Source organism: Nonomuraea sp. bgisy101 (assembly GCF_057708945.1).
Map to the genome: position 1 here is coordinate 22,318 of NZ_JBYITD010000012.1, position 21,752 is coordinate 44,069.

At 69.6% G+C, this 21,752-nt stretch carries 21 protein-coding genes and 1 riboswitch; of the genes, 14 read left to right on the forward strand and 7 right to left on the reverse strand.

All coding sequences use genetic code 11. The features are described from left to right. Positions 1 to 15 precede the first annotated feature (15 nt). On the forward strand, positions 16 to 1,314 hold the full coding sequence (locus tag AC3EO4_RS23055) for a dihydrolipoyl dehydrogenase family protein (RefSeq protein WP_431897702.1): 1,299 nt from the start codon (positions 16 to 18) through the stop codon (positions 1,312 to 1,314). Here the strand turns inward: AC3EO4_RS23055 and AC3EO4_RS23060 are convergent. Next, on the reverse strand, positions 1,241 to 2,317 hold the full coding sequence (locus AC3EO4_RS23060) for an AI-2E family transporter (RefSeq protein WP_431897704.1): 1,077 nt from the start codon (positions 2,315 to 2,317) through the stop codon (positions 1,241 to 1,243). The two genes, AC3EO4_RS23055 and AC3EO4_RS23060, sit on opposite strands and share 74 nt — an antisense overlap. A gap of 162 nt (positions 2,318 to 2,479) precedes the next feature. Next, complete coding sequence (locus AC3EO4_RS23065; protein WP_376773285.1) at positions 2,480 to 2,557, reverse strand: 50S ribosomal protein bL37; 78 nt, start codon at positions 2,555 to 2,557, stop codon at positions 2,480 to 2,482. Positions 2,558 to 2,692: 135 nt separating this feature from the next. Between AC3EO4_RS23065 and AC3EO4_RS23070 the strand changes: the two genes are divergently transcribed. The 5 genes from AC3EO4_RS23070 (at position 2,693) to AC3EO4_RS23090 (ending at position 7,649) form a co-directional block, all read left to right on the forward strand. Next, positions 2,693 to 3,472, forward strand: a complete 780-nt coding sequence (locus tag AC3EO4_RS23070; protein ID WP_379572659.1) for a DeoR/GlpR family DNA-binding transcription regulator — start codon at positions 2,693 to 2,695, stop codon at positions 3,470 to 3,472. Continuing rightward, positions 3,469 to 4,530 (forward strand): galactose-1-phosphate uridylyltransferase, encoded by a 1,062-nt coding sequence (galT, locus tag AC3EO4_RS23075; protein ID WP_431897706.1) that lies wholly within the window; start codon positions 3,469 to 3,471, stop codon positions 4,528 to 4,530. The genes AC3EO4_RS23070 and galT overlap by 4 nt, the downstream gene beginning before the upstream one ends. 67 nt (positions 4,531 to 4,597) lie before the next feature. Beyond that, positions 4,598 to 4,738, forward strand: a riboswitch (cyclic di-AMP (ydaO/yuaA leader). Positions 4,739 to 4,741: 3 nt separating this feature from the next. Next, positions 4,742 to 5,695, forward strand: a complete 954-nt coding sequence (locus AC3EO4_RS23080) for a coiled-coil domain-containing protein (RefSeq protein WP_431897708.1) — start codon at positions 4,742 to 4,744, stop codon at positions 5,693 to 5,695. Positions 5,696 to 5,771: 76 nt separating this feature from the next. Beyond that, entirely contained in the window at positions 5,772 to 7,007 is a 1,236-nt protein-coding gene (locus AC3EO4_RS23085) for a cytochrome P450 family protein (RefSeq protein WP_431897709.1), read from the forward strand. A 135-nt stretch (positions 7,008 to 7,142) separates the two neighbouring features. Next, the gene (locus AC3EO4_RS23090; RefSeq protein WP_379572655.1) at positions 7,143 to 7,649 is read left to right on the forward strand and encodes a DinB family protein; all 507 of its coding nucleotides are present in this window, start codon (positions 7,143 to 7,145) and stop codon (positions 7,647 to 7,649) included. 2 nt (positions 7,650 to 7,651) lie between these two features. Here the strand turns inward: AC3EO4_RS23090 and AC3EO4_RS23095 are convergent, their stop codons facing one another. Continuing rightward, positions 7,652 to 8,950, reverse strand: coding sequence for a M50 family metallopeptidase (locus AC3EO4_RS23095; RefSeq protein WP_431897711.1), 1,299 nt, complete (start codon positions 8,948 to 8,950; stop codon positions 7,652 to 7,654). Positions 8,951 to 9,090: 140 nt separating this feature from the next. Between AC3EO4_RS23095 and AC3EO4_RS23100 the strand changes: the two genes are divergently transcribed. Next, positions 9,091 to 9,699 (forward strand): response regulator transcription factor, encoded by a 609-nt coding sequence (locus AC3EO4_RS23100; RefSeq protein WP_379572653.1) that lies wholly within the window; start codon positions 9,091 to 9,093, stop codon positions 9,697 to 9,699. A gap of 391 nt (positions 9,700 to 10,090) precedes the next feature. Here the strand turns inward: AC3EO4_RS23100 and AC3EO4_RS23105 are convergent, their stop codons facing one another. After that, positions 10,091 to 11,206: a PP2C family protein-serine/threonine phosphatase gene (locus AC3EO4_RS23105; protein WP_379572652.1), complete on the reverse strand. Its 1,116-nt coding sequence runs from the start codon at positions 11,204 to 11,206 to the stop codon at positions 10,091 to 10,093. Between the two features lie 118 nt (positions 11,207 to 11,324). Between AC3EO4_RS23105 and AC3EO4_RS23110 the strand changes: the two genes are divergently transcribed. Both AC3EO4_RS23110 and AC3EO4_RS23115 read left to right on the forward strand, forming a co-directional pair. After that, positions 11,325 to 12,551 carry a GNAT family N-acetyltransferase gene (locus tag AC3EO4_RS23110; protein WP_379572651.1) on the forward strand — a complete coding sequence of 409 codons (1,227 nt, stop codon included), beginning with the start codon at positions 11,325 to 11,327 and terminating at the stop codon, positions 12,549 to 12,551. A 50-nt stretch (positions 12,552 to 12,601) separates the two neighbouring features. Beyond that, complete coding sequence (locus tag AC3EO4_RS23115; RefSeq protein ID WP_379572650.1) at positions 12,602 to 12,748, forward strand: hypothetical protein; 147 nt, start codon at positions 12,602 to 12,604, stop codon at positions 12,746 to 12,748. 26 nt (positions 12,749 to 12,774) lie between these two features. On the opposite strand, the gene AC3EO4_RS23120 is transcribed toward AC3EO4_RS23115, so the two are convergent. After that, positions 12,775 to 13,242, reverse strand: coding sequence for a ribose-5-phosphate isomerase (locus AC3EO4_RS23120; RefSeq protein WP_379572649.1), 468 nt, complete (start codon positions 13,240 to 13,242; stop codon positions 12,775 to 12,777). 99 nt (positions 13,243 to 13,341) lie between these two features. Here AC3EO4_RS23120 and def point away from each other — a divergent pair, with 99 nt between their 5' ends. After that, positions 13,342 to 13,830, forward strand: a complete 489-nt coding sequence (def, locus tag AC3EO4_RS23125; protein WP_379572648.1) for a peptide deformylase — start codon at positions 13,342 to 13,344, stop codon at positions 13,828 to 13,830. A gap of 10 nt (positions 13,831 to 13,840) precedes the next feature. Here the strand turns inward: def and AC3EO4_RS23130 are convergent, their stop codons facing one another. Further along, positions 13,841 to 15,244, reverse strand: a complete 1,404-nt coding sequence (locus AC3EO4_RS23130; RefSeq protein WP_379572647.1) for an aldehyde dehydrogenase family protein — start codon at positions 15,242 to 15,244, stop codon at positions 13,841 to 13,843. Positions 15,245 to 15,349: 105 nt separating this feature from the next. After that, positions 15,350 to 15,970 (reverse strand): mycothiol-dependent nitroreductase Rv2466c family protein, encoded by a 621-nt coding sequence (locus AC3EO4_RS23135; RefSeq protein ID WP_379572646.1) that lies wholly within the window; start codon positions 15,968 to 15,970, stop codon positions 15,350 to 15,352. Between the two features lie 122 nt (positions 15,971 to 16,092). Between AC3EO4_RS23135 and pepN the strand changes: the two genes are divergently transcribed. From pepN to AC3EO4_RS23155, 4 genes are all read left to right on the forward strand, one after another. Next, positions 16,093 to 18,654: an aminopeptidase N gene (gene pepN, locus AC3EO4_RS23140; protein ID WP_431897714.1), complete on the forward strand. Its 2,562-nt coding sequence runs from the start codon at positions 16,093 to 16,095 to the stop codon at positions 18,652 to 18,654. Between the two features lie 142 nt (positions 18,655 to 18,796). Further along, positions 18,797 to 20,023: an ROK family protein gene (locus AC3EO4_RS23145; protein WP_379572644.1), complete on the forward strand. Its 1,227-nt coding sequence runs from the start codon at positions 18,797 to 18,799 to the stop codon at positions 20,021 to 20,023. Further along, the gene (locus AC3EO4_RS23150) at positions 20,020 to 20,952 is read left to right on the forward strand and encodes a carbohydrate ABC transporter permease (RefSeq protein WP_379572643.1); all 933 of its coding nucleotides are present in this window, start codon (positions 20,020 to 20,022) and stop codon (positions 20,950 to 20,952) included. The genes AC3EO4_RS23145 and AC3EO4_RS23150 overlap by 4 nt, the downstream gene beginning before the upstream one ends. After that, positions 20,945 to 21,751, forward strand: coding sequence for a carbohydrate ABC transporter permease (locus AC3EO4_RS23155; RefSeq protein ID WP_379572642.1), 807 nt, complete (start codon positions 20,945 to 20,947; stop codon positions 21,749 to 21,751). The genes AC3EO4_RS23150 and AC3EO4_RS23155 overlap by 8 nt, the downstream gene beginning before the upstream one ends. The last annotated feature ends 1 nt before the right edge of the window (position 21,752 follow it).

Sequence of the window (21,752 nt, forward strand, 5' to 3'; positions counted from 1 at the left end):
GGCTAGCGTGGGTTGATGGATGTCGATGTGATCGTGCTGGGCATGGGTCCCGGTGGCGAGGACGCGGCGGGGCGACTGGCAGAGGCGGGGCTGAAGGTCGCGGGGGTCGAGGCGAACCTGGTCGGCGGTGAGTGCCCCTACTGGGGCTGCATCCCCTCCAAGATGATGGTCACCGCCGCGAACGAGGTGGCGGCGGGAGGTCTGGCGCCCGACTGGGCCCCCGTCGCGCGCAGGATCCGCGAGGAGGCGACCGACGACTGGAACGACAAGGTGGCCGCCGACCGGTTCACGGCCAAGGGCGGCATCCTGGTCAGAGGACACGGGCGCGTCACGGGGCCGGACGAGGTGACCGTGGGCGAGCAGGTCATCAGGGCGTCGCGGGGCATCGTGATCGCCGGCGGGTCACAGCCCGCCATACCGCCGATCAGGGGGCTGGACGGCACGCCGTACTGGACCAACCACGAGGCGATAGAGACCGAGACGGTCCCCGACTCGCTCGTCGTGCTCGGCGGCGGCGCCATCGGCGTCGAGCTGGCGCAGGTGTTCTCGCGGTTCGGCGCCGAGGTGACGGTGCTGGAGGGGGCCGACAGGCTGCTGTCCACGGAGGAGCCCGAGGCGAGCGCGCTGGTGGAGAAGGTGTTCACCGACGAGGGCATCGGGGTGCGCACGAGCGTGAAGGTCGACGAGGTTGGCTACGCGGACGGCCGTTTCACTCTCGCGGGGGTCGCGGCCGAGAGGCTGCTGGTAACCACGGGCCGCAGGGTCGACCTCGCGGCTCTGGGCGTCGGCGCGATCGGGCTGGACGAGAGCGCGAAGGCGGTCCCGGTGGACGAGAGGATGCGCGTCGCCGAAGGGGTCTGGGCGCTGGGTGACGCGGTCGGCAAGGGCGCGTTCACGCACATGTCGGTGTACCACGCCGACATCATCGTCAGGCAGATCCTCGGCGAGCCCGTCCACGAGGCGGAGTATCACGCGGTGCCGAGGGTGACGTTCACCGACCCGGAGGTGGGCGCGGTGGGGCTGACCGAGGCGCAGGCCAGGGAGCGGGGGCTCGACGTCAGGATGTCCTTCACCGACCTGGCGGCCTCGACGCGCGGCTGGATCGCGCGGGCGGAGGGGTTCGTCAAGCTGGTCGCCGCCGACGGGGTCCTGGTCGGGGCCACGAGCGCGGGTCCGTGCGGCGGCGAGGTGCTCGCCATGCTGACGCTGGCCGTCCACGCGAGGATCCCGGTCGAACGGCTCAGCCAGATGATCTACGCTTACCCGACGTTCCACCGGGCCGTGTCGTCCGCTCTTCCCGGGCTTCTCCGCTGACCAGCGGGATCGCCCAGCGGGTGCCAGGGTCCGCGTCGACGAGCAGGGCCCTGGCCAGCGCGGAGAGCGGCACGGCGAGGATGGCGCCGAGCGCGCCGAGCACGACCGACCACACCAGCAGCGACAGCATCGTCACGGTGGTCGACAGGCCCGCCGACTCCCCCGCGTACTTCGGCTGGATCACCGACTGGATGACGAAGTTGAGCACGCTGTAGACGACGATCACCCACACCATGGTGACCCAGCCCGAGTCCAGCAGGGCCAGCAGGGCGGGCGGGACGAGCCCGAGGATGAAGCCGATGTTGGGGATGTAGTTGGTGATGAAGGCCAGCAGCCCCCACAGCAGCGGCAGCGGCACGCCGAGCAGCCACAGCGCACCCGCGTCGAGCACGGCCACGACAAGGCCGAAGATGCTGGAGACCACGAGATAGCGGCAGGTGCTCCTGGTGAAGTCGGTCAGCGCGCGCACCAGGTCGGGCCTGGTTCCCTCCAGCTTGCGGACGGCCGTCTGGGTGGGCCCCGCGTCCAGGCTCATGCCGTACACCAGCAGGAGGATCAGCACGAAGGCGGACACGACGCCGAGCAGACTGGACAGGAAGCCCTGCACGAGCGGCACGAGCTTGCTGGGGTCCAGCGCCTTGACCGCGGCGCTGATCTGGTCAGGGGTGATGCCGAAGGTGCCGAGCCACCGCGTGACCCCCGCGGCCATCGCGTTGTACTCGTCGGTGTAGGTGGGCAGCAGGCCGGCCAGCTGTGCGATCGAGACGACAAGCGAGCTCACGAACGCCAGCAGGACCAGCAGGACGACCAGCAGCGGCACGGTCATCAGCACCCATGGGGGCGCGCCGCGCCGCTTCAGCCATGAACGCAGCGGGCTGACCGCGATCGTCAGCGTGAGGGCAAGGAAGGCGGGGCCCACGATCGCGCTGACGCTCCTGAGACCCGCGAGCACGATCATCGCGGCCGCGAGGCCGATGAGGATCCGCAGTCCACGCGACATCATGCGTCACACTATGGCGACCGCCGCCGGTGGAAGCCGGTAACCGCGCCGGTCACCGTGACGCGCAGGTCTCCGACGGCCTGTCACACCGTTTCGCGTCCGGGCCTTTCGCGGGGCCCGCAGGAGGGATGAACATCGGGTACGAGCAGTACCCGATGTCCTACCTCAGCGAGCGTTGGGGCGCTTGCCGTGGTTGGCCGCCTTCTTCTTGCGGGCCTTGGTCTTGCGTGCGCGCTTGGCCATGATTTACCTCCTCACGTGATGATCCCAACCTCTCGCGAACGCGTCTCTCGCGACAAGGGCTTTGCCGGATCCCACTCCCCATGTTTCAACATAGATGTGTCATAATTTGGTGGAATCTGTTGGAAGGAGGGGTACGTGCTCGCACCACAGCGACAGCAGGCGATCCTGGAGCGCGTCCGCCGCAGCGGCGGAGTCCGGGTGGCCGACCTCGTGCGCGAGCTCGGCGTCTCCGACATGACCATACGCAGGGATCTGGAGGCGCTCGCCGAGCGAGGCCTGCTGGAGAAGGTCCACGGCGGCGCCACGATCAACGGCCCAGGCTCCACCGAGGAGCCCGGCTTCGCCGCCAAGTCGATGCGCCAGCAGCCGGAGAAGGACGCGATCGCCCGCAGGGCCGCCACGCTCGTCCGTCCCGGCACGGCCGTCGCCCTGTCGGCGGGCACGACCACATGGACGCTGGCCCACCACCTGGTCGATGTGCCGGACCTGACCGTCATCACCAACTCCATCCCCGTGGCCGACGTCTTCCACCGCAGCCCGCGCGCCGACCGCACGGTCGTGCTGACCGGCGGCGTCCGCACGCCCTCCGACGCCCTCGTCGGGCCCGTCGCCGTCGCGGCGATCAGGCGGTTGCACGTGGACACGCTCTTCCTCGGCGTGCACGGCATGAGCACGAGAGCGGGGTTCACCACCCCGAACCTGCTGGAGTCGGAGACCGACAGGGAGCTGGTGGCCTCCGCCCACCGCCTGGTGGTCCCCGCCGACCACACCAAGTGGGGCACGGTCGGCATCAGCACGATCGCTGAGCTGTCGGAGGCCGACGTCGTCATCAGCGACGCGAACCTGCCGGAGGAGGCCCGCGCGGAGCTGGCCGAGCGGGCGGGAGAACTGATCATCGCGGAGGAAACGAAGTGAAGCGCACCATCGCGCACATGGCCGACGGCCGGGAGCTGATCTACTTCGATCGGCGCGACGACGCCGACAGGAGCGCGATCGACGAGCGCGAGCTGCCGCCCAGGCCGGTCGCCTCCGAGCTGCGCTACGACCCGCTCACCGAGGAGTGGGTGGCGATGGCGGGCCACCGGCAGACCCGCACCTTCCTGCCTCCGGCCAACGAGTGCCCGCTGTGCCCGACCAGGCCCGGGATGCCGACCGAGATCCCCGCGCCGGACTACGACGTGGTCGTCTTCGAGAACAGGTTCCCCAGCTTCTCCACCAACCTGGGCTCCTACACCGATCCAGGCGGCCTGAGCGAGGTGCGCCCTGGCGTCGGGCGCTGCGAGGTGGTCTGCTTCACCTCCGACCACGACTCCTCCTTCTCCGCCCTCTCCGACGAGCAGGTGGAGCTGGTCATGGAGGCATGGGCCGACCGCACGGCCGAGCTGTCGGCGATCCCCGGTGTGGAGCAGGTGTTCTGCTTCGAGAACAGGGGCGCCGAGATCGGCATCACGCTGGCCCACCCCCACGGCCAGATCTACGCCTACCCGTACGTGACCCCGCGCACCCGCCGGCACCTGGCGGCCGCGGCGGGCCGGCCGAACCTGTTCGCCGACGTGCTCGCCGCGGAGCGCGCGGGCGAGCGTGTGGTCGCCGGCAACGAGCTGTGGACCGCGTTCGTGCCGGCCGCCGCCCGCTACCCGTTCGAGGTCCACCTCTACCCGCACCGCCAGGTGCCCGACCTGGCCGCCCTCACCCAGGAGGAGCGCGCCGCCTTCGGTCCCGTCTACACCCGTGTGCTGAGAGCGCTCGACGGCCTGTTCGGCGTGGTCATGCCGTACGTCGCCGCCTGGCATCAGGCCCCCGTGCGGCAGGGTCGTGACCTGGCCTATCTCCACATGGAGCTGTTCAGCATCCGCAGAGCCCCGGAGAAGCTGAAATACCTCGCGGGCTCGGAGTCGGCGATGGGGGCGTTCGTCAACGACGTGCTGCCGGAGGAGGCCGCGCGGCTTCTGCGCACTCAGGTAGATCACTGACTTGGTGTCCGATTTAGGTCGCATTACCGCTGGTTTACTACTAACATCCCTTTTCGTCGGCTTTCACAGCCGTTACATGCCTAATCCCGGGCGCGTCGCCCGGGAGCCGGGGACCCACCAAGAACCTGGGGTGAATCCACGTCTGTGGTAGGGCCGCATCTCCCGCCCGAACCCGTCAGCTAACCCGGCCGGCAGACGGAGAGGATCGTTCGTGGCGTCCCCCACGTCTCGTTTCGCATGCGGTGCTCTTGCCGCGCTGTCCCTCATCATCGGTTCCGCGACGGCGGCCTCGGCTGCCCCCAAGCCGTCCGAGCCCACGTTGCGCGCCGAGTTGAAGGAGCTCAACACCAAGGTCGACAAGCTCATCGAGCGCTACAACGCCAAGCGGGTCTCGCTCGCCGAGGCCCGGAAGGCCGCCAAGACGGCGAAGAAGCGGCTGGCGACGGCCGAGCAGACGCTGGCCAAGGCCGAAGCCGAGGCCTCCAAGATCACCGAGATGCGCTACCAGGCCAGCACCCCCGACCTGCCGATGCTGCTCTACACCCCCGACCTCAACACCGCCGCGCTGCTCGAGCAGATGAGCGCCGAGCAGGATGCCGTGGTCAAGAGCGTCGCCGCGGCCCGCGACACCAAGAAGCAGGCCGCCACCGACGCGATCGCGCTCGCCGACCGGATCAAGACGGAGGCCGACCAGGTCGCCGACGACCGGAAGGAGGCCGAGGGCATGATCAAGGACATCGAGAAGAAGCTGCAGGGCCTCGTGCCGACGGGTCCGGGGCGCAAGAGCGACGGAAGCTGGGCGCCCGAGCTGCCCACAGGCTCGGAGAACATCACGCCGCGGACCAGGCTCATGCGCGACACGATCAAGAAGTCGTTCGCGCTGCCGTTCGAGGTGGGCTGCTACCGGTCGGGCGGCAGCGGAGAGCATCCGCTCGGGCGCGCCTGCGACTTCATGATGAGCTCGGGCGGCGCCACTCCGACGGCCGCCAACAGGACGCTCGGCGACCAGGTCGCCGCGTGGGCGATGAAGAACCAGAGCCGCCTGGGCATCAAGTACGTGATCTGGCGGCAGCGCATCAACAGCGGCAGCGGCTGGCGGGCGATGTCCGACCGAGGCAGCATCACCGCCAACCACTACGACCACGTGCACATCTCGATGAACTGATCCTTGCAGGGGGTCGGCGGCGAGCGTACGTTTGACTCGATGACCAGATTCATCCTTCCGGTCACGAGAGGCGCTCATGAAGACCGTCAACCTGATGGACCCCGGCCTGCTGACCGATCCGTACAGGGGTTTCGCCCAGCTCAGGGAGGAGGCGCCCGTCCTCCGCGCCTCCTTCCCCGGGCAGGACACCCCGATCTGGCTGGTCACCCGGTACGACGACGTCAAGTCCGTGCTGAGCGACCACCGCTTCGTCAACGACCCCGGCAACGTGCCCGGCGCCGAGGTCACCGACATGCGGGAGAAGCTGACACAGGCCAGAGGCGTCCCGCCCGAATACGCCCGCTACCTCACCGACGGGATCCTCGATCTCGACGGCGACGACCACCTCAGGCTGCGCAGGCTGGTCTCGCGCGCCTTCACCGCCAGGCGGGTGACGGAACTGCGGCCCAGGGTGGAGGAGATCAGCGCCGAGCTCCTCGACGCGCTGCCGACCGACCGCGTGGTCGACCTCGTCGAGGAGTACGCCTACCCGCTTCCCATCACCGTCATCTGCGAGCTCGTCGGCATCCCTGAGGCCGACCGCGCCCAGTGGAGGGTCTGGGGCGCTCGCATGACGACGATGGAGCCCGGCGCCCTCGCCGAGCCGCTCGTCGGCGTCGTCGAGTACATCCGCGACCTCATCCCCCGTCGCCGCGCCGAGCCCGCCGACGACCTGCTCACCGGGCTGATCAGAGCCCACGACGAGGACGGCGACCGCTTCACCGACACCGAGCTGATCACCATGGTGCTCACGCTCGTCCTCGCGGGCCACGAGACCACCGCCCACCTGATCGGGAACGGCGCCGCCGCCCTGCTCACCCATCCCGACCAGCTCGCCAGACTCCGCGCGGAGCCGTCGCTGGTGCCGCGCGCCGTCCATGAGCTCATGCGCTGGTGCGGACCCGTCCACGGCACGCGCATGCGCTACGCCGCCGAGGACGTCGAGGTCGGCGGCACGGTGGTCAGGCGAGGCGAGCCCGTGATGGCGCTGATCGTCAGCGCGAACGGCGATCCGCGCAGGTTCGGCGACCCCGACAGGCTCGACATCGCCCGGGAGCCCGACAGCAGGCGCGAGGTCCACGTGGGCTTCGGACACGGCCTGCACTACTGCCTGGGAGCGGCCCTGGCCCGCCAGGAGGGCGAGGTGGCCTTCAGCGGGCTGCTGTCGCGCTTTCCAGGCCTGCGTCTCGCCGTGGCTCCCGAGAAGCTGGAACGGCAGCCGCTGCCCATGTCGTGGCGCCTGGCGAGCCTCCCCGTGCTGCTGGACGGCTGACCGCGTTCCGCTTTCCGAGGAAGATCGCTACGACGGCCGGCGATCGAGCCGGTGGTGGAGCCGCGCGAGCATCCCATCCCCCACGCCGGCCGTCAGGGCGCGCCGTACTTGACGGCGGGTCCATAATCACACGTTATGACTGATACTCGGATGATCACCCCGTTCGTCGCGGGCGAGCGGGAGATGCTCGACGCCTGGCTCGACTGGCACCGTGAGACGCTCGCGATCAAATGCGCGGGCCTGACCGACGACCGACTGCGCGAGCGCTCGGCGGCGCCGTCCACGCTGTCGCTGCTCGGCCTGCTGCGCCACATGGCCGACGTGGAGCGCAGTTGGTTCCGCAGGCACCTGATGGGCGAGGACGTCCCGCGCCTGCACTCGACGCCCGACCGGCCCGACGACGCCTTCGACGACATCGCCACGATGACGGGTGAGCAGGCACTGGAGGCCTGGCGCGCCGAGATCGCCTACGCCAGGAAGGTGTCGGCGGGCCTCCCGCTCGACACGATCGGCAGGACGCTGCGCCACGGCAACGAGGTGTCACTGCGCTGGATCATGGTGCACATGATCGAGGAGTACGCCCGCCACAACGGTCACGCCGACCTGCTGCGCGAGCGGATCGACGGCGTGACGGGCGAGTGACCTCAGCCTGACAGCTTGATCGGGTTGACCAGGTCGGCGTAGACGAGCAGACCCGCCATGACGATCATCACCATGGCGAGCGCGTACGTCAGCGGCAGCACCTTGGCGATGTCGACGTAGCCGGGCTCGGGTCGCCGCATGACCCGGGCGTAGGCCCGCTTGAGCCCTTCCCACAGGCCGCCCGCGATGTGGCCGCCGTCGAGCGGCAGCAGCGGGATCAGGTTGAACATGCCGATCGCCAGGTTGAAGCCGGCCAGCAGGTTGACCAGCTCGAAGAGCTTGTCCTTGACCGGAAGGCCCGAGGCGGCGATCTCGCCGCCGATGCGCCCCGCGCCGACGACGCCGATGGGCCCGTTGGGGTCGCGCTCCTCGCCCGAGAAGGCGGCGTGCCACACGCCGACCATCCGCTGCGGCAGGTTGACCAGCGACTCGGCCACGTGGCCCGTCAGCGTGGCCATGTAGCCGATCACGGTGCCGAAGCTCTGCTGCTCGTAGATCCTGGTGGCCTGGACGCCGAGGAAGCCCTCGCCCTTGGTCTTGGCGGTGGGGTCGTCGATGGCCTCCCTGCCGATGAGCGTGACGTTGAGCGTCATCGGCCTGCCGTCGCGGATGATGCCGACCGTGACGGGGCCCGGGCCGTTCTTCCTGATCTTCTGGGTGGCCTCTTCCCAGTTGGCGACCTTGACGCCGTTGAAGGCGACGATCCTGTCGCCCGCCTTCATGCCCGCCTTTGCGGCGGGCGTCGGCTGGTCGCCTGCCGCGCAGACCGTGCGGGTCTGGCCGTGGGGGATGACGCAGGCGTTAGTGTCGGGCGAGACCACGGGCGACAGGCCCGGCAGTCCGATGCCGACGAGCAGGATCGTGAACAGCACGAAGGCCAGCACGAAGTTCATCAGCGGGCCGCCGAACATGATGATGACCTTCTGCCACCACTTCTTGCGGTAGAAGACACGGTCCTCGTCGCCGGGGCCGACCTCCTCCTGCGCGACGTCCCTCGCGGTGTCGATCAACCCCTGGAACGGCCCGGTCGAGGCTCTCCGCAGCTTGGTCGGATCGTCACCGGGACGGGGCGGCAGCATCCCGATCATCCGGATGTAGCCGCCGAACGGGATCCACTTGATCCCGTACTCGGTCTCGCCCCTCCGCCTCGACCACATGGTGCTGCCGAAGCCCACCATGTACTGCGTCACCCTGACGCCGAACAGCTTGGCGGGAACGAGGTGACCGATCTCGTGCAGCCCGATGGAGGCCATCAGGCCGAGCACGAAGATGACGATCCCCGCGATGTAGAGCCAGATCATCTACGCGCGCTCCATGGCTGAGGAGAAGGTCCGACAAGCCCAGAGTAGTCGAACAATCCGATGCTGAACGGCTTGCGCGTCCTTTGCGGAATCCGGAGACCGCGTTGACAGTACGCAGTCACACGATCACTCTAGGAGATGTGTCGCTTCGGATCCTGGTAGCCGAGCACCTCCCGCTGGTGCGAAGGGGCCTGGTCGCCTCGCTCGACGTGGAGGCCGATCTCGAGGTGGTCGCCGAGGTCGGCACGGGCGCGGGGATCGTTCCCGCGGCGCTCGAGCACGATCCCCACGCCGCCGTCGTCGACCTCGACCTGCCCGATCTCGGCGGCTTGGCCGCCGCCGCGCTGCTACGCGAGCAGGCTCCCCGCTGCAGGGTGCTGATCCTTTCCGCCCAGCCCAACCCCGGTCAGGTACGGCGGGCCTTCGAGGCCCACGCGGCGGGCTTCATGAGCCTCGACGTGGCGCCCGAGGTGCTGGCCGAGGGCCTGCGTGCGGTGGGCGGGGGACGCAGGGCGGTCGACTCGGAGCTGGCGCTGGCCGCGCTGGAGTCGGTCGCCAACCCGCTGACCCCGCGCGAACGGGACGTGCTGAGGGTCGCGGCGGGCGGGGCCCGCTCCACGGAGATCGCCGACGAGTTGTTCCTGTCGGTCGGCACGGTCCGCAACCACCTGTCACGGATCATGTGCAAGACGGGCGCCCGCAACAGGATCGACGCGGTGCGCATCGCCAGCGACTCCGGCTGGCTGTAGCGGTCCGGCTGGCTGTAGCGGCTTGCCGCGTGGATGATGACCGGGTCCCGGCGGAACCGCGCCGCTCCTACCGGGACCCGGGCTCTGGGGGCGCTCAGTCCGCGCCGGCGCTCTCTTCGGCGCGGGGCCTGCAGGAAGGGAAGCGAGACCGGCTCCTCGTGCGGCGCCAGGCAGGCGAGGTCGCCCGCCCGGCCTGCGCGGTACGCGTCCATCCCCCTGGAGCGCGCCTGGTCGCATGGACGAACTCGGGCGCGCCGTCGATCACCGGTGAGTCGCAGAACAGGGGATCGACAAGGCAGTAGAGCTCATACCGGTTGTCCACGCCTTGAGAATCTCAAGGCCGCTCCACCGCCAGACAGTGACTCAGCTCACGATCTGACCGTGTGATTCGTCATGGGCGCCAGATGAGGACGAGCGCGCAGTCGTCGTTGTGTCCTGACGCCATCGAGTTGACCAGTGCCCTCGCTCCGTCGCGGAACCCCGAGGGCAGCAGCCGCTCGGCCTCGCCCAGCAGCCTGTCAAGGCCGGCGTCGATGTCGCGGCCAGGCTGTTCGATGAGCCCGTCGGTGTAGAGCAGGAGCGCGTCGCCCTTGCGCAGCACCCCGCTGTCGGGCTCGCAGTGCAGGTCGGGCACCACGCCGAGGACCACGCCTTTGGCCGAGGCGATCTCCCAGTTGCCCGTACCCGAGTCGAGCTTGACCACAGGCGGATGACCGGCGGAGGTGATCGTGTACTCGCCGGTGCTGAGGTCGAGGCGCAGGTGGACGGCGGTGACGAAGCCCTCGTCGCCGCGCTGGCGGTGGAGGTAGCCGTTGCAGGCAGGCAGGAAGTCGTCGACCGAGCCGAGCAGCCCGCCGAACGTGCCGGACAGCAGCAGCGCCCTGGTGCCGGCGTCGACACCCTTTCCCGACACGTCGACCAGCGCGATCTCCACGTTGTCGCCGTCGCGCATGGAGACCAGGAAGTCGCCGCCGAAGGAGGAGCCGCCGGCCTGTTTGAGCACCACCTTGGCGCCCCAGTCCTTGGGCAGCGAGGGCAGCTCGCTCTGGCTCTTGAGCCTGTCGCGCAGCTCCAGCAGCATGGCGTCGCCGCGCAGGCCCTGCACGCCCAGCTTGCCCCTGGTGCGGGCCATGAGCACGGCCAGGACCGTGGTGAAGCCGATGCTCACCATGAGCCCGAGACCGATCCTGTTGACCCCCAGGACCGCTCCAATGTAGGCGAGGGACGCCAGGACGGAGACCAGCAGGACCGCCAGGCTGCGCAGCCGCAGTTGCAGCCCGCCGACCAGGGTGATGAGGATGAACAGGGAGGGCGAGAACCACTCGGTGGACACGCGGGCGGCGAGCCCGCCGACCATCAGGGTCAGCACCGACAGAGTGATCAGCAGGTTGCGGTCCCTGGCCAGCGGCCCTCTTCTGAGGAACCTGACCGCGGGCACCAGACCAGGCACTTTGACCAGCACCGCACGGAGCCGAGGCGGGATCTGCGGCACCGGACGTGAGTTCATGATGCGCTCGACTGTATCGGTCTCTCCCGGGTTTGGGCAGCCCACTTGACCAACGCCTTGATCATTAAGCACGGATATTGGGTGGCCGTCCGGCTTTGCCCGCTCCTACCGTGGACGGATGAGCTATCCGATCCGCCCCATCTCGGAAGAGCAGTGGCCCCAGTTCAGCGGCGTGCTCGCCGAGGCCTTCAACTGGACGCCGCACCCCACACAGTCCGAACGCTGGAAGGCGAACACCGAGTTCGACCGGACCCTGGCCGCCTTCGACGGCGACCTCATCGCCGGCGTCACCGGCATCCACAGCTTCTCGATGGCCGTACCGGGCGGCGCCCTGCCCGTCGCCGGGGTGACCGCGGTCAGTGTGCTTCCCTCGCATCGCCGTCGCGGCATCCTCTCGCAGATCATGCGCCGCCAGCTCGCCGACGTGCGCGAGCGGGGCGAGGCCGTGGCCGCGCTGTACGCCTCCGAGGCGATCATCTACGGCCGGTACGGCTACGGCAGGGCGGCCGACAACCTGGCGGTCAGCATCCCCACGCACCGGTCGGCCTTCACCCCCGCCGCGCCCTCCGACCCCTCGCTCAGGGTCCGCGTGGTCAAGCCCGCCGAGGTCAGGTCCACCCTGGAGGAGCTGTTCGCCAGGGTCATGACCGAGCGGCCCGGCCGGTACGCACGCAACGAGCACTTCTGGAACATGAGCCTGGCCGACGAGGAGTTCGACCAGCAGGGCGCGGGCAGCCTGCGTGGCTTCCTCGTGGAGGACTCCTCAGGGGCGCGCGGCTACGCGCTGTTCAGGGTCAAGTCGGCGTGGGGCGAGAACGGCGGGCCTGACTGCGAGCTGCAGTTGCGTGAGCTGCACGCGACCGACCCCGCGGCGCACGCGCTGCTGTGGCGCGCGGTGCTCGACCGCGACCTGGTCACCAAGGTGACGGCCGACATCCCGGTCGACGACCCGATCACCCAGCTGCTGGCCGACGTCCGCCAGCTCCACTCGCGCTGGGGCGACGAGCTGTGGGTCAGGCTGGTCTCGGTGGACGCCGCGCTGGTCTCCCGCGCCTACTCCGCGCCCGTGGACCTGGTGATCGAGGTGGACGACGACGTCTGCCCGTGGAACGCGGGCCGCTGGCGGCTGACGGCCGACACCGGCTCGGCCTCGTGCAAGCCCACCGACGAGACCCCTGACGTGTCGCTGCCGGTGTCCGCGCTCGGCGGGGCCTATCTGGGCGCCGGCTCGCTGACCGCCCAGCAGGCGGCGGGTCTGCTCACCGAGCACTCGGCGGGAGCGGTCCGCGCCCTCGCCACCGCCATGTCGTGGTCGCCCGCGCCGTGGGCGGGCCTCGTCTTCTGACCGGGGCCGCCCGCCTTCGGGGACCGCGGCGGCGGGCTACAGTCACAGGTATGGCGCTGCAGAGTTTGCAGATCACGGCGATCACCGCGATGCGGGCGAGGGACGTCTCCAAGCCCTCGCAGGAACAGCAGGACGCCGCCGACCGGCGGCCGTTGCGCGACGAGGCACCACGGCGCGAGACCCGCCGCAAGTCGTAGCCCGCGGCGGGCTCGCATCCGCGCGGTTAGGGCAGCGGCGGGAGCTGGCCGATGGTCTCGTAGGAGACGAGCTGGGCGATGCGGCGGCTGTGGCGCTCGGCGCCGGAGAACGGCGTGTCGAGGAAGACCTCGACGAACCTGGTCGCCTCCTCCTCGGAGTGCATGCGCGCGCCGAGGCTGACGATGTTGGCGTTGTTGTGCTCGCGGGACAGGCGCGCCGTCTCCTCGCTCCAGGCCAGGGCCGCGCGGATGCCGCGCACCTTGTTGGCCGCGATCTGCTCGCCGTTGCCCGAGCCGCCGATCACGATGCCGAGGCTGCCGGGGTCGCCCGCGACGCCCTCGGCGGCGCGCAGCACGAACGCCGGGTAGTCGTCCTCGGCGTCATAGACGAAAGGACCGCAGTCGGTCACCTCGTGGCCCTGGTCCTTCAACCAGGTCACCAGGTGGTTCTTCAGCTCATAGCCGGCATGGTCGGCACCGATGTAGACACGCACGGGACCAGTTTCGCAGGTTCGCGGGGCGCGAGCCACGTCGGTCCCGCGCTAGAGTAAGAGGCTCTTGCCCCATTCAGTCCTTACAGGAGTACAGCGCCCATGCGTGAGATCCGGTACATCGGCGATCCCGTCCTGCGCACCCCGGCCGAACCCGTCGTCGACTTCGACAAGGAGCTGAGGAAGCTCATCGACGAGATGTTCGAGGCGATGTACGCGGCCGACGGCGTGGGCCTGGCCGGGCCGCAGATCGGCGTGTCGCGCAGGCTGTTCGTCTACGACTGCAGCGGGCGCAAGGGCCACCTGATCAACCCCACGCTGACGATCGACGACGCCGAGGAGGTGCTCGACGAGGAGGGCTGCCTGTCGGTCCCCGGGCGTGACACCGGCAAGCCGCTCTACGCGGCGACGCCCCGTGCGGCGGGCGTCAGCATCGAGGGCATGGACAGGCTCGGGCGGAAGGTGAAGCTGAGGGCGCGCGGGCTGCTGGCGCGCTGCTTCCAGCACGAGACCGACCACCTGGACGGCACGCTCTACGTCGACAGGCTGCCGAAGAGCGAGGCGCGCAAGATCCTCCAGCGCACGCACTGACGCCCGCGGCTCAGAGCTGGAGCGACTTGATCTCGAAGTACTCCTCGAGGCCGTGCTCGCCCAGCTCTCTGCCGATGCCCGAGTGCTTGTAGCCGCCGAAGGGCGCGTGCGGGTTGAACTGGCCGCCGTTGACCGAGACCTGCCCCGTGCGCAGCCGCCTGGCCACCGCCAGCGCCCGCTCCTGCGTGCCCGCCCACACCGCGCCCGAAAGGCCGTAGCGGGTGCCGTCGGCGATCTGCACGGCCTGCTCCTCGCTGGTGAAGGGGATGATCGACAGGACGGGACCGAAGATCTCCTCCTGCTCGATCGTCATCCCCGGCTCCACGCCGGCGAAGATGGTCGGCTCGACGTAGTAGCCGCGGTCCAGAGGACGCTCGGTGCCGCCGATGATGAGGCGCGCGCCCTCCTCCTGACCAGTGTTGATGTAGCGGACCACCCGGTCGCGCTGGGCGGCCGACACCAGCGGGCCGATCCTGGTGGCCTCGTCGAAGGGGTCGCCCACGAGGTACTTGCGGGCGGCTTCGACGGCCATCCTCACCGCCTGGTCGTACTGGTCGCGGTGGACGATCATGCGCGACCACGCCGAGCACGTCTGCCCCGCGTTGACGAAGGCGTTGGCGACACCGGCCTTGACCGCGACGGGCAGGTCGGCGTCGGGCAGGATCAGGTTGGCCGACTTGCCGCCGAGCTCCAGCGCCACCCGCTTGACGCCCTCGGCCGCCAGCGCGGCCACCCTGCGGCCTGCCCCGGTCGAGCCGGTGAAGGAGATCATGTCGACCTCGGGGTGGGCGGCCAGCGCCTCGCCGACGACCGGGCCCCTGCCGCTGACCAGGTTGAAGACACCACGGGGCAGGCCGACCTCGTGGAAGATCTCGGCCAGAGCGTAGGCGGCGAGCGGGGCCACCTCGCTGGGCTTGAGCACGACCGTGCACCCCGCCGCCAGCGCCGGCGCGACCTTGCAGACGATCTGGTGGAGGGGGTAGTTCCACGGGGTGATCGCGGCCACGACGCCCACGGGCTCCTTCACCACGACCGAGTTGCCGACCCTGCTCTCGCGGGGGTGGCTCTCGGCCATTTGCGCGTAGGAGGCCAGCACGCCGGCGGGCATGAGCGTCTGCACCTTCAGCGCGAAGCCGTACGGCGAGCCCATGTCGGTGGAGATCGTCCTGGCGACGCTCTCGGCGCGCTGTCTCAGCAGGTCGGCCGCGGCGGCCAGCAGCTTGCCCCGCTCGGCGGGCGCGGTGTTCGCCCACGCGGGGAACGCGGCGCGGGCGAACAGGACCGCCGCCTCTGCGTCATCGGGAGCGCCTGCGGGAACGGTATCGATCGTCTCCTCGGTGGCCGGATTGACGACATCGATTCCTTCTCCCGAGACCGAGGCCGTCCAGGCCCCGTTGATATAGAGATGACGCATGTCCCCCATCCTCGCGCGCCGAAGGTCACAAAGCGAGAACCTTGACTCCCCGAGGGTACGGCGAACCGCCCAGGTTAGGGGGACATGTCCGAGATCTCGGATCCCTTAGTCGAAGACGGGGCGCCGGGTGCGGGTCCGCTTGAGTTCGAAGAAGTCCTCGAAGCCCGCGACGGTGCGCACGCCGTCCCAGAGCCTGCCCGCGTCCTCGCCGCGCAGGATCTTCGTCAGGACGGGCCCGAAGAAGGCGACGCCCTCGACCTGGATGACGGGGGTGCCGACCTCCTGCCCGACGAGGTCCATGCCGCGGAAGTGCGACTCCCTGATCGCCTCGTCGTAGTCGGCGGAGTCCATCGCGTCGGCCACCTCCCTGTCGAGCCCCGCGGCTTCCAGGGCGTCGGCGAGCGTGTCCCTGATCGTGGGGCCCTCCTTGGGCCTGCCCTCGTTGTGGAAGCGCGTTCCGAGCTCGGTGTAGAGGGGGCCGACCACGTGCTCGCCGTACTTCTCCGCCGCGGCGGCGACGACGCGGACAGGGCCGATCGCCGCGGCGATCATCTCGCGGTACTCGGGAGAGATGTCCTTGTCCTCGTTGAGGACGTTCAGGCTCATGATGTGCCAGCGGGGTTCGATCTCGCGCACCTTCTCGACTTCCACCAGCCAGCGGGAAGTGATCCAGGCGAAGGGGCAGAACGGGTCGAACCAGAGGTCTACGGGGGTTCGCTCAGCCATGTTGGGGGTTCTCTCATTCAGGTGACCTTGCCGTCGGCCATAACCTGAGTGAGAGTCAGGACTATTCCTGGCATGGCAGGATTCAGACAAAACCCCAAAGATGTGGTGAAGAGGAGCGGATCTTGGCAGGCAACCTGACCCGTGACGAAGCTCGCGAGCGGGCCCGGCTGTTGAAGGTCGAGTCGTACGACGTCAAGCTCGACCTGACGGAGGGTGAGGAGCGGTTCGAGAGCGTCACGACCGTTCGCTTCTCCGCCGCGGAACCAGGCGCGACGACGTTCATCGACCTGCACGGCGCGCATGTGCGCACGGTGGAGCTCAACGGAGTCGCGCTCGACGTCTCCGCCTACGACGAGGACAAGGGCCGCTTCCCGCTGCCCGGCCTCGCCGCCGACAACGAGTTGACCATCGACGCCGACTGCGTCTACATGCGCACGGGCGAGGGCCTGCACAGGTTCGTCGACCCGGTCGACCAGAAGGTCTACCTGCACACGCAGTTCGAGACGGCCGACGCGCACCGCATGTACGCCTGCTTCGACCAGCCCGACCTCAAGGCGACGTTCGAGCTGACCGTGCTCGCCCCCGCCGACTGGGAGGTCGTCTCCAACGGCGCGGCCGACTCCGTCGAGCAGCTCGAGGAGCACGCGGGCCGTCACGGCACCACCCAGGCGGCCAGGCGGCATCACTTCACGCCGACCCCGCGCATCTCCACCTACATCACCGCGCTGGTGGCCGGCGGCTACCACAAGGTGACCTCCGAGCACGACGGCATCCCGCTGGGCATCTACTGCCGCGCCTCCCTGGCCGAGCACCTCGACGCCGACAACATCTTCGAGATCACCCGCCAGGGCTTCGACTTCTTCCACAAGGTGTTCGGCGTCCGCTACCCGTTCGGGAAGTACGACCAGCTGTTCGTCCCCGAGTTCAACGCGGGCGCCATGGAGAACGCGGGCTGTGTCACCTTCCTCGAGGACTACGTCTTCCGCTCCCGCGTCACCGACGCCATCATCGAGCGCCGTGCGGAGACGATCCTGCACGAGATGGCGCACATGTGGTTCGGCGACCTGGTCACCATGCGCTGGTGGGACGACCTGTGGCTGAACGAGTCGTTCGCCACCTACGCCTCCGTGCTGTGCCAGGCCGAGGCCACCCGCTGGGGCAAGGGCGCGTGGACGACGTTCGCGAACGTGGAGAAGGCGTGGGCCTACCGCCAGGACCAGCTTCCCTCCACCCATCCGATCGCCGCCGACATCCCCGACATGCAGGCGGTCGAGGTCAACTTCGACGGCATCACCTACGCCAAGGGCGCCTCGGTGCTCAAGCAGCTGGTGGCCTACGTCGGGCTCGACAACTTCCTCGCCGGCGTGCGCGACTACTTCAACGAGCACGCATGGGGCAACACCGAGCTGAAGGACCTGCTCACCGCGCTGGAGCGGACCAGCGGCCGTGACCTGTCGTCGTGGTCGAAGGAGTGGCTGGAGACCTCGTGGGTCAACACGCTGCGTCCTTCGTTCGACGTGGACGCCGAGGGCCGCTTCACCCGCTTCGAGGTGCTGCAGGAGGCCCCGGCCGAGTACCCGACGCTGCGCTCCCACCGCGTCGCGATCGGCCTGTACTCCCAGGTCGACGGTGAGCTGGTCAGGACCCGGCGGGTCGAGCTCGACGTGGTCGGCGCGCGTACGGCCGTCGCCGAGCTGATGGGCGAGACGCAGCCCGACCTCGTTCTGATCAACGACGACGACCTGACCTACGCCAAGGTCAGGCTCGACGAGCGCTCCCTTGCCACGCTGGTCGACGGGGGCATCTCGCGGTTCACCGAGTCGCTGCCGCGCGCCCTGTCCTGGTCGGCGGCGTGGGACATGACCCGTGACGCCGAGATGGCCACCCGCGACTACGTCAAGCTGGTCATCTCCGGCATCTCGTCGGTCAAGGACATCACGGTCGTCCAGACCGTCCTGCGGCAGGCCCGCCAGGCCGTGCAGCAGTACGCGGACCCGGCCTGGCAGGCCGAGGGCCTGGCCCAGCTCGCCGCCGCGCTGAAGTCGTGGATCGGCACGGCCGAGCCGGGCTCCGACCACCAGCTCGCCTACGTCAACGCCTTCTGCGCGGTGGCCACCTCGACCGAGGACCTGGCCTTCGTCAAGGGCATCCTCGACGGCACGTCGGCGCCCGAGGGCCTGGCCGTCGACGCCGACCTGCGGTGGACGCTGACGCACGCGCTGGTCTCCGGCGGCGTGCTCGGCGCGGACGACATCGAGGCGGAGCTGAAGCGCGACGCCACCGCCTCGGGCGAGCGCTCGGCCGCCCTGTGCAAGGCGGCCATCCCGACCGCCGAGGCCAAGGCCGAGGCGTGGGCGGCGATCACCGGCGGCAAGCTGGCCAACGCGATCTTCAGGACGACGATCGCGGGGTTCCAGGACCCGCACCACGTGGACCTGCTCGTGCCGTACAAGGAGAAGTACTTCTCCGAGGTCGGGCGGATCTACGAGGAGTGGACGTTCGACATGGCGCAGAGCTTCGCCGTGGGCTGCTTCCCCTCGCTGCTGATCGAGCAGGAGACCGTCCAGGCGGCGGAGGACTACCTGGCCTCCTCCGGCGCGCCCCAGGCGCTGCGCAGGATGGTCATGGAGGGCGCCGACGGCGTGAGCCGCGCGCTGCGCGCCCGCGCGAAGGACGCTTCCTGACGCACGGCTGATCTGACGGGCGCCCCTCGGCCGAGGGGCGCCCGTTCGTGTTTCAACCCGGTTGCGAACTCTTGACAGTGGGACACCTGCGGACTCATATTTTCACCACTAACTTTATTTCCAAAGAAAGTCCGGTCCCTGTATGGCAGGCAGTGATCGCGGCGACCTGACCAGGACGGCGATCCTCGCCCTCCTGGGCACGGTCGGTCCGCTCAGCCGTACCGAAATCGCCCGGGAGCTCGACCTCAGTCCCGCGTCCGTCACCCAGCTCACGCGCGAGCTCATGGGGCACGGCATGCTGGAGGAGCTCGACCTCAAGCCGTCACGCGGCGGCCGTCCCGCGCAGCGGCTCGGTCTCGTGGGCACCGCGGGACGCGCGCTCGGCGTCAAGGTGACGGCAGACCACCTGGTGATCGTCGACGTCCGGCTCGACGGCGTGGTGCTCGGATCGTGGGAGCACCCCTTCGACCCCTCGGGGCCACACGCGCTCGACGACCTCGCGAGCACCGTCGAGGCCACGCTGGCGCGGATCGAGCAGGCTCCCGCGCTGCTGGGCGTCGGCGTGGGCGTTCCCGGGAGCGTCGACGACCAGGCCGTAGGGACGGTCAACGCGCCGACGCTCGGCTGGCAGGCGATGCCCGTCGGCGAGCGCCTGCGCCGCCGCCTCAGCCTTCCCGTGCTGGTGGAGAACGACGTCAACGCGCTGGCGGCCGCCGAGCGCCTGTACGGCAGAGGCCGCACGCACCGCGACTTCCTCGTCCTGACGATCGGGCGGGGCGTCGGGGCCGCCATCGTCACCGACGGGCGCGTCTACCGAGGCGCCAGAGGCGGCGCGGGCGAGTTCGGCCACGTGCCGGTCGACCCCTCGGGCCCGGTCTGCGGCTGTGGCACCGCCGGATGCCTGGAGGCGTTCGTCGGCTCGGCGGGCCTGGTGGCGTCCGCGAGGGAGAAGGGGCTGCTCGAAGACCACGCGGCGCAGGGCGACCCCGGCGCGCGGGACGCGGTCGACGAGCTCGGCAGGGCCGCCGCGGCCGGCGACAGGGCCGCCCAGGACGTCTTCGACCAGGCGGGCAGGATCCTCGGCAGATCCACCGCCGGGCTGATCAACGTGGTCGACCCCGAGGTCGTGGTCATCCTGGGCGAGGGCGTCGCGCACTGGCCGTACTGGCAGGTGGGCTTCGACAGGGCGGTCCGCGCCCAGCTCATGCCCGGACGGCGCGACATCGCGATCGAGGTGGAGAGCTGGGACGAGACGAGCTGGGCGCAGGGCGCCGCGGCGCTGGTGCTGGCCACGCCGTTCGACGCGGCAGGCGCCGCGGGCGAGCAGGGAAGGCTCGTGCGCGCAAGGCTGATCGGGGCGACCCCATGACGCTCACCGCCGACCCGCCGCGGACCCGCGCGGCGGCACACCGGGCGGGGCCGCCGCGCAGGAGGCTGCGCTACGCGGGCACCGTCGCGGTCTTCCTGCTGCCGAGCCTCGTCCCGCTCGTGCTGTTCACGCTGGTCCCGATGGCCGGATCGCTCTGGGTGAGTCTGCACGAGTGGAACCTGATCGAGCCGATGCGCTGGGTGGGTCTCGACAACTACGGCGAGGTCCTCGCCGACCCGAAGACGCGGGCCGCCTTCCTGCACACGCTGTACTTCATCGCCGGATACCTGCCGCTCGTCTACGCGGGAGGGCTCGGCCTGGCGATGCTGCTCAACAGGGCGATGGGCGGGCGCAACCTGTTCCGCGCGATCTACTTCCTGCCGGTCATCACCAGCTGGGTCGTCGTCGCGCTGATGTGGAAGTGGCTGCTCAACCCCGCCAGCGGCATCGTGAACTGGGCGCTGGGCCTGCTCGGCGTCGAAGGGCCCGGCTGGTGGACCGACCCGTCCTGGGCGATGCCGTCGATCATTCTCGCCTCGGCGTGGAAGGACCTCGGCTTCGTCATGATCATCCTGCTGGCGGGGCTGCAGGCGATCCCGCACGAGTACCACGAGGCGGCGCGGGTGGACGGCGCGTCGGCCTGGCAGCGCTTCCGCCGCATCACGCTGCCGCTGCTGTCGCCCTCGACGTTCTTCGTCGTCGTCATCTCGCTGATCAACGGCTTCCAGGTCTTCGACCAGGTGCACGTCATGACCGCGGGCGGTCCAGGCGGCGCCACCGAGGTCGTGGTCGAACAGGTCTACCGGCTCACCTTCCAGTACGGCAGGGCGGGCGCGGCCTCGGCGCTGTCGTGGCTGCTGTTCGCGGTCGTCCTGCTGGTGACGCTGATCCAGGTCCGCGTGCAGCGCCGGTGGGTGAACTATGGGTAAGGCTCTGAAGTACCTGCTGGTCGTCGCGGGCGCGCTGGTGATGCTGTTCCCCTTCGCGTGGGCGGTGATCACCTCGATCACGCCGAGCGGGAGCGTGCTGGCCACCCCGCCGGACTTCACTCCCGACGGGGCGAACCTGGGCGCGTACGGCAAGCTGCTCGAGGTCACGCCGTTCTGGCGGATCCTGCTCAACAGCGCGTGGATCGGGGCGGCCTCGACCATCCTGCAGCTGGTCACCAGCGCGATGGCCGCCTACGCCTTCGCCAGGCTGCCCTTCCCCGGCAGGGGCGCGCTGTTCGCGGTCTACCTGGCGACCCTGATGGTGCCGCTGCAGGTGCTGATCGTGCCGCTGTTCATCGAGATGCGGACCTTCAACCTCATCGACACCTACTTCGCGGTCCTTGCCCCGACCATCGCCTCGGCGTTCGGCGTCTTCCTGCTCAGGCAGGCCATCGCCCAGGTGCCGAAGGAGTTCGATGAGGCGGCGGTGCTGGACGGCGCCGGACATTTCCGGATTTTTGCGCTGATTGTGGTGCCACTGATCAGGCCCGCCCTGGCGACCTTCGCCATCTTCGGGTTCATGGCCAGCTGGAACGCCTACCTGTGGCCCCTGGTGATCATCAAGTCGCCCGAGTTCATGACGCTCCCCCTCGGCCTGGCCGAACTGCACGGCCGCTTCACCACCGAGTGGAACGTCGTCATGGCCGGGTCGGTGGTCAGCGTCGTGCCCATCCTCATCCTCTATCTCTTCGCCCAGAAGCACGTCATCGCCTCCGTCGCCCAATCAGGGCTCAAGTAAA